Here is a 6,573-nt window from a genome sequence, read left to right as displayed (position 1 = left end):
TATTCTCGGTTTCGTTTTGAGCTTATCTTAATGACATTGCCATTTGGAGGTCCACTTTTTGCTTTGAATCCAATTCGAGACATTAAATTGAAGACACTCCTATTACTCAATTACAAGAATTTGCGGCGATGTTGTAGACACCACTCTTGAGGAAGCCCAAGAACCCAATCCTGCTGAAATTATAGTCACACAGGCAAAGCCTATGATCCCTAGCCAATTGAGTATCAAAGGTAAATCAGAAATTCCGTAATCAGCGAGAATGCTACCTAATATAAGAGGCAAAAAATATACTCCCACAAATACACCTATGACTGCTCCGATAGCAGAAACAGCTACGATCCCCAGCGTTACAGACAATCTAATCTTAGTTGAAGTCAAACCTATAGATTTATATATTCCGTAGGTTTTGCTTTCTTTTCTGATATTTATACGACTAATACTGTATACGATGATGATTGTAACCCCAGTGAATAACAATCCCATGATACTCATGGGTAGAATTAAAGATGCCACAGCTTGTTTATATACTGCCTCTAACAATGTCTGCTGAGAAACTGCGGATGCTGAAACCTTATATTCCTCATTTAATTCATTTACAATTTGATCAGAATCTCGATTATCTTCTATATTAATTAATGCGGTATCCAGATTACTGTAATCGGGGTTATTCATTTTGACCACATCCGCTACAATTCTTGCCGAGTAAGACATATTAGCAATAGATTGATAGATCCCCGTAATCGTAAGTGTATGCTTGTAACCTTCAAGATAAACTACTACAACATCTCCTAGATCTTTATTCAGTTGCTTAGCTACTTTGATTCCTATTGCGATTTCATTTTTACTTTGGGGGTTCTTCCCTCTTAGTATGGTATATCCCATTTCATCATAACTTCCATCGATAACAGTGATAGAAAAATTCATGGACTGAGCATCGGAATGTTCAGCGTTCAGCGTTCCATCTGCAGAAACAACACCATTTATTCCGCCCATCCATCCGAAATTTTTAATTCTTGGGTCAGACAATATCGCCTGATCAAACTCCGCACGGGAGAATATCGATTGGTTATTAATTTGCAGTACGATGTCGGAATCATCATACCCCCATAATGGGGATGTCTGTTTAATAGAACTGATACTATTTAATAGAACAAACCCCAGCACGAGCACGGCTGACATGATGATGGTTAGCATTGTCATTAGAATGGAAGATTTTCTATTCTTTAATATATTTCTTAGTCCAATAACAACGAGGAGTGGCGCTCTCCCAAAAGAAATTCTCTGATTTTCTTTAACGGCGAAACGTTTTGTCATTGCGCTATTGTCACTTTCGGACATGCCATAACGAATGGCTTGCATAGGCTGTACAAGCCGAGCTTTGTTGGAATAGAACAACACACATAATATGACGAGTATAAACACAAGTATGCCTAGGACAAAAGCTACAAGATTTACATCCGACTTGGCCTCCATGACTCCCGTCTTCAGGGACGAAAGAGCACTATCTACGATAACTCTTGATATCCATTGACTAGTAATTAATCCAGGGATAATCGCGACCATAGAAATCAATGCGTATTGCGCTAAGTAGACCCCCATCAATTTCTTAGAGGGCAACCCTAATGCTTTAATTACACCAATCGTTTTATAATTGGATAAAACATCATCTGAAATCGTAAATCCAATCGTGAATAAAGCAACAAGCATCATCACGATACCTAGAAAAATCATAATAAATCCAATCACTTTATTCATAATGAGATAAAAAGCAGCCATCTCCTCAAAACTCACTTTTGATTCCAGATACGGCGTACCCATGTCTTGCTCAAATTGTTCCCAATAGCTTGAACTCTGACTATAATTATCAAATCTAAGCCCCATCATGTATTGATCTTTACCCTGCATAACGTGAATTTGTTCTTCATAATCCTGATGATTCATCCATATGCGTACTGATGTTGGAAAAGGTGCTCCGTAGGGCATATCCACAACGACGGCTGATACCTTCAATGCAAAATCCTTTTCACCTGCTGTAAATCCTAGTGTATCTCCTACAGAAATATCATATAAATAGGCTATTGAAGTGGGGAGCCATATCGTCCCTTTCTCTGGGTGAATGCTCTCATTTCCATCTGCAAAAATTAGATCATCAACTGCATAAGGACGCTCAGGCGTATCCATCATATACAAATATAAGCTTGAGAGCCCTGTCGAAGACTCTTTCCCTTGGACTGTGATTCCTGATATCGTTCTAAACGGAATCAACTCCGATGATGTAACTCCTTCCTGTTCACTCCACCACTCCAATAACTTATAGGGGTCATGCAGCTCATCGCCTAATATCAACATCTCATGAGAACCATGTGTTTTATTGTGCATATCGGTAAATAAATTATTTGTATTTAGTATAACTGTGACCGAAGTAGCAAGTAGCAATGTTGATAGGAGAATAAGTAAGCCAATCAATCCATTGTGTACCTTCTTTTTTCTTAGATTCGCTAGGCAAAGAGAGTAAACTGCATACATCAGCGTCTACTCCCTTCCTGAAACATAAGAAAATATAATCGCTTCTCTGTCTTGAATATGAGTATTATCAAACTTATCAAAATCCAACACATCCGCTATCTTCCCATCTTTTATTAAGATCAGGCGATCAGCTCTGCAAGCAGCTTTAATGTCATGGGTCACCATGACCACGGACTGCCCTTTACGATTCATATCCGTTAGGATATCTAGAACAGCCACACCTTGATCATAATTCAAGCTTCCTGTCGGCTCATCCGCAAAAATAATATCTGGAGAGTTGATCAAAGCTCTGGCAATCGCCGCTCTTTGTTGCTGTCCACCTGAGGTTTGGGAGGGGAGGCGATGCTTCTGGCTCTCAATTTCCATAGCCTTCATTAGTGAGAGCGCCCTACGCTTTACTTCTTTCTTGGAATGCCCCGCGATATATCCAGGCAAGGCGATATTTTCAAATATTGTAAGGTCAGGCACTAGATTAATGCTTTGATAAATATATCCGATTCTACTCGCCCTAAACTCTGCTAATTGCTTTTCTTTGTAGCTGTCGATACGTTGATCTTGAAAGTAAACCTCTCCTACCGTTACGGAATCAAGCCCACTTAGCATATACAACAGCGTGGACTTTCCTGATCCCGAATTCCCCATAATTACCGTGAAATCCCCTTCATAAACTTCTAAATTTAGATTTCTGATCGCATGAAATTGTTCGCTACCTGTCGAGTAGGTTTTGCAAAGGTTCGTAGCTTGAATGATCGCTTTCTTTCCCAAATGTAAGCCCTCCTGAAATAAAGTCATATTCTCATTGTAAAGGGCGTTTATGTATAAACACTTATCTAAATATTAATGAAATATTACTGCGACAACCTAACATAAAGGAATCATACAATGAAATACCGTACCTTGACCTTGGTCACTTCTAAAAGAAATCGAACCATTATGAGCTTCAATAATATGTTTACAAATCGAGAGCCCTAATCCAAACCCTTCATTTCTAGGACTAGAATTCAATTTCCCTTTAAAATATCGATCAAAAACAAAAGGAATATCCTGTGGAAGAATTCCCTTTCCTGTATCCGCTATCGTTATTTTCAACTGTCCCAGCGCAATCACTATATCCACACTAATCGAATCTCCTGTTGATGTATGTTTCAACGAATTAGCAATTAGATTAGAAACCACCTGCTCCAACCGATTGGCATCGGCATTAATGAGTACATTCGGAATGTCCGTAGGCTCAATATATGTTACCCCTGTTGTACGAACAAAATGACCGATTGGTTGTAGAATCCGAAGAAACATTTCCCTGCTATACTGCTCAGTGAGCGTCACCGAGATCTGTCCTAGTTCTTGTAATGCATGTACCAAGAGATCCTCGGTCAATCGGGTCATTTTATCCGTATTGGTATGCATGATCTCAACATATTCCATAACTGATGGCATGTCAGGACAGACTCCCTCACGAATGGCTTCAATGTAAGCCTTCAGCGTCGTTAGTGGTGTCTTAATTTCGTGCGAAATATTGGAGATCAGTTCCTTCTGCGCTTTCTCCTGTTCATCTCTCCGCATACTATGATACATGATCTCTAATCTCATTTGATCAAACATCGCATAGACCTCACCGATCTCGTTCATAGTTCCATATGAAGCTTTTTTCTCGTAGTTTCCTTTTATAATAGACTCCGTGTAATCCTTCAAGTGATAAATTGGCTGAATAATGTCTCTCTTGATCTTATTTCTAATAATGAACATCAGGTAACATAGGATGAGTAGCATTGTAGACATCACTATAAACAGCGTAAGAGGTATAGCATGGGATTTCTCAACGAAAACAGTACTTGCTGGCATAGCAAAAATAGCATTCCCAGCTTGAACTTGGGTAACCTCATCAACTACGGGGAAAGCTATGCTATAGGTATCTTTATCAACTCTCGCATGATATAAGTCATAATGAAGCACAGTTTTTAAGTCTATTTGTTGAGCGCTGGTGTTAGGTGAGGAATTGAATATAATACGGCCATCTAGTTGCACATACATTAAGCTTAATTGATGTTTCTGTGACATAGCTTGGATGGTTTCTCGTATCTTTGAATCATTTTCAAGCTCTTGATTAAATTGTTCTAGATAGAGCATCATATCGCTCACTTGGAGTCGTATCTTATTAATAACCAACTGGGAGTCAGCCTCGCTTTGACTTCTATAGTTGTCCCAGAGCAAACCTGCCCCACACCCCATGATGATGACAAGACAAATAAGAACGGCTATTAACCATTTTCTAAACCAAACATTCAAATACATTGGTATCTCCTATCTTACTTGTCATTCATCGAAGCTAAATTTGTAGCCAATTCCCCAGACTGTCTTAATATACATGGGATTGGACGGATCCACTTCCAGCTTCTCTCGTATTCTGCGAATATACACGGTTATCGTACTCTCATCCCCATAAGTTGAGTAACCCCATACAGCATCCAATAGTTGAGTTTTAGAGAAGACTTGGTTTCTATGCTTGGATAGAAAAAATAACAACTCTAGTTCCTTCGCCGATAGTGAAACTTCCTTACCTTCTTTCGTTACTTTGTATCCCTTTTTATCAATGATGATCGTTCCTAAATGGAGAATATCCTCATTCTCTGATTGTTTCGGCGAAGTACTTATCATACTTTCAACTCTTCGCAAATTAGATTTAATTCTTGCAAGTAACTCGGTTAATGAAAATGGTTTCGTCATATAATCATCCGCACCAAATCCAAGTCCAAGCACCTTATCGGTATCACTACCTCGGGCACTTAAGATAAGAATGGGAACATTATTCTTCTCCCGAATTTGGCGACATAGCTCAATACCATCAATATCAGGTAGCATAATATCCAGAATAATGAACTCCGGATTCAATATCTCGATGAGCTGAAAGGCATCTTTACCATTACTAGCAATGGTAGCTTCATATCCGTTCTTGTTAATATAGTCCCTTATAATTCGAGCAATATCTTGCTCGTCTTCAATAATAAGAATTTTCCTATGACCATTCATTATTTATTTCTCCTGAACTTATATAAATAGTTGATTTGAGTATCACTTTTGATTAATTCGAGTTAAACTCGTTCAAATCCTTTTTACAATCTAGCTAGAACTACAGAGATATCATCCTGTGGTAGACTCTCACAAGTATCCAGAGGTTTCTTTGTCATGCCCTAAAATCTACTATCCCTATTTGGTGACGATAAGCTTAGATATTTAAAATTGACTCGGCAACCTGATCCCATCGGAGACTGGGCAACTGCTCCCGCGATGAACGGCGCAGAGGAATCCATTCCAAAGTAACGTATTAATTTCCAATCCAGACCATCAATAGAGTAATAAAAAGAAATAGTTAATCCATTTTTCTCGATCCTTAAATAGGGGGTTTCAACCATAACACGCTCAGAATTACAATCATCGGAGGATCCGTTCTTTGTTACAACAGACACAATGGTGGCATACTCTCCGTTAAATTCAAAACAAAGTTTGGCCCAATTGTTATCGTCCGCCATTAACATCAAACAGCCTGAATCATATAGATGAAGCATGTCTACCTGAATCTGTGTGGTAAGCTGGAAGGACGAATCAACCTGTACATATAGAAAAGGAGCAGACTCGGCTATATGTTTTCCCCCAGGATCTTTAAAAAAATCTGCATTAGCTGATGCATCCATAATCAAACCATCTTCTTTGGTGTATTCCCAGTACATCGGTTCATTTTTCCATTTCAATTTTTCTCTTTCTTCAAGTATAAACAAATTATTAATCATAATTATTAACTCCTCTTTTTTTGTCTCTTATAACTTGCTGTTTCCGATTTTTTTCTAAGCACATATCTTCACTATAAATTTAATGTCATTATACTTGTATAAATTCGCTCTATAAATATAACATTAGTGCATATGAGTATAATAATATGGACTAGTGTATTATCAAGTCGCGTTCCTTAACAAAAAAAACCACTTAATTACCATGAATTTAGTGTCATGATAATGAACTGCACCCCAATTGTTAGACACAACTAACAATTGG

The 6,573-nt window shown here is 38.3% G+C and carries 5 protein-coding genes; all 5 read right to left on the bottom strand.

Annotated features, from left to right (window positions below):
* Positions 1-102: 102 nt before the first annotated feature.
* Positions 103-2,526, bottom strand: a complete 2,424-nt coding sequence (locus tag EJP82_RS27585) for an ABC transporter permease (protein WP_127195285.1) — start codon at positions 2,524-2,526, stop codon at positions 103-105.
* A gap of 6 nt (positions 2,527-2,532) precedes the next feature.
* Positions 2,533-3,291: an ABC transporter ATP-binding protein gene (locus EJP82_RS27580; RefSeq protein ID WP_246054462.1), complete on the bottom strand. Its 759-nt coding sequence runs from the start codon at positions 3,289-3,291 to the stop codon at positions 2,533-2,535.
* A 96-nt stretch (positions 3,292-3,387) separates the two neighbouring features.
* Entirely contained in the window at positions 3,388-4,818 is a 1,431-nt protein-coding gene (locus EJP82_RS27575; protein ID WP_127195283.1) for a sensor histidine kinase, read from the bottom strand.
* Between the two features lie 21 nt (positions 4,819-4,839).
* Entirely contained in the window at positions 4,840-5,553 is a 714-nt protein-coding gene (locus tag EJP82_RS27570; protein WP_127195282.1) for a response regulator transcription factor, read from the bottom strand.
* Between the two features lie 161 nt (positions 5,554-5,714).
* On the bottom strand, positions 5,715-6,311 hold the full coding sequence (locus tag EJP82_RS27565) for a DUF1349 domain-containing protein (RefSeq protein WP_127195281.1): 597 nt from the start codon (positions 6,309-6,311) through the stop codon (positions 5,715-5,717).
* Positions 6,312-6,573: the final 262 nt, after the last annotated feature.

Origin of the sequence: Paenibacillus anaericanus (genome assembly GCF_003994475.1) — a bacterium.
Classification (GTDB): domain Bacteria; phylum Bacillota; class Bacilli; order Paenibacillales; family Paenibacillaceae; genus Fontibacillus; species Fontibacillus anaericanus.
Note: the sequence above shows the minus strand (reverse complement) of the source record. Positions and strands in the feature narration are given on the sequence as shown.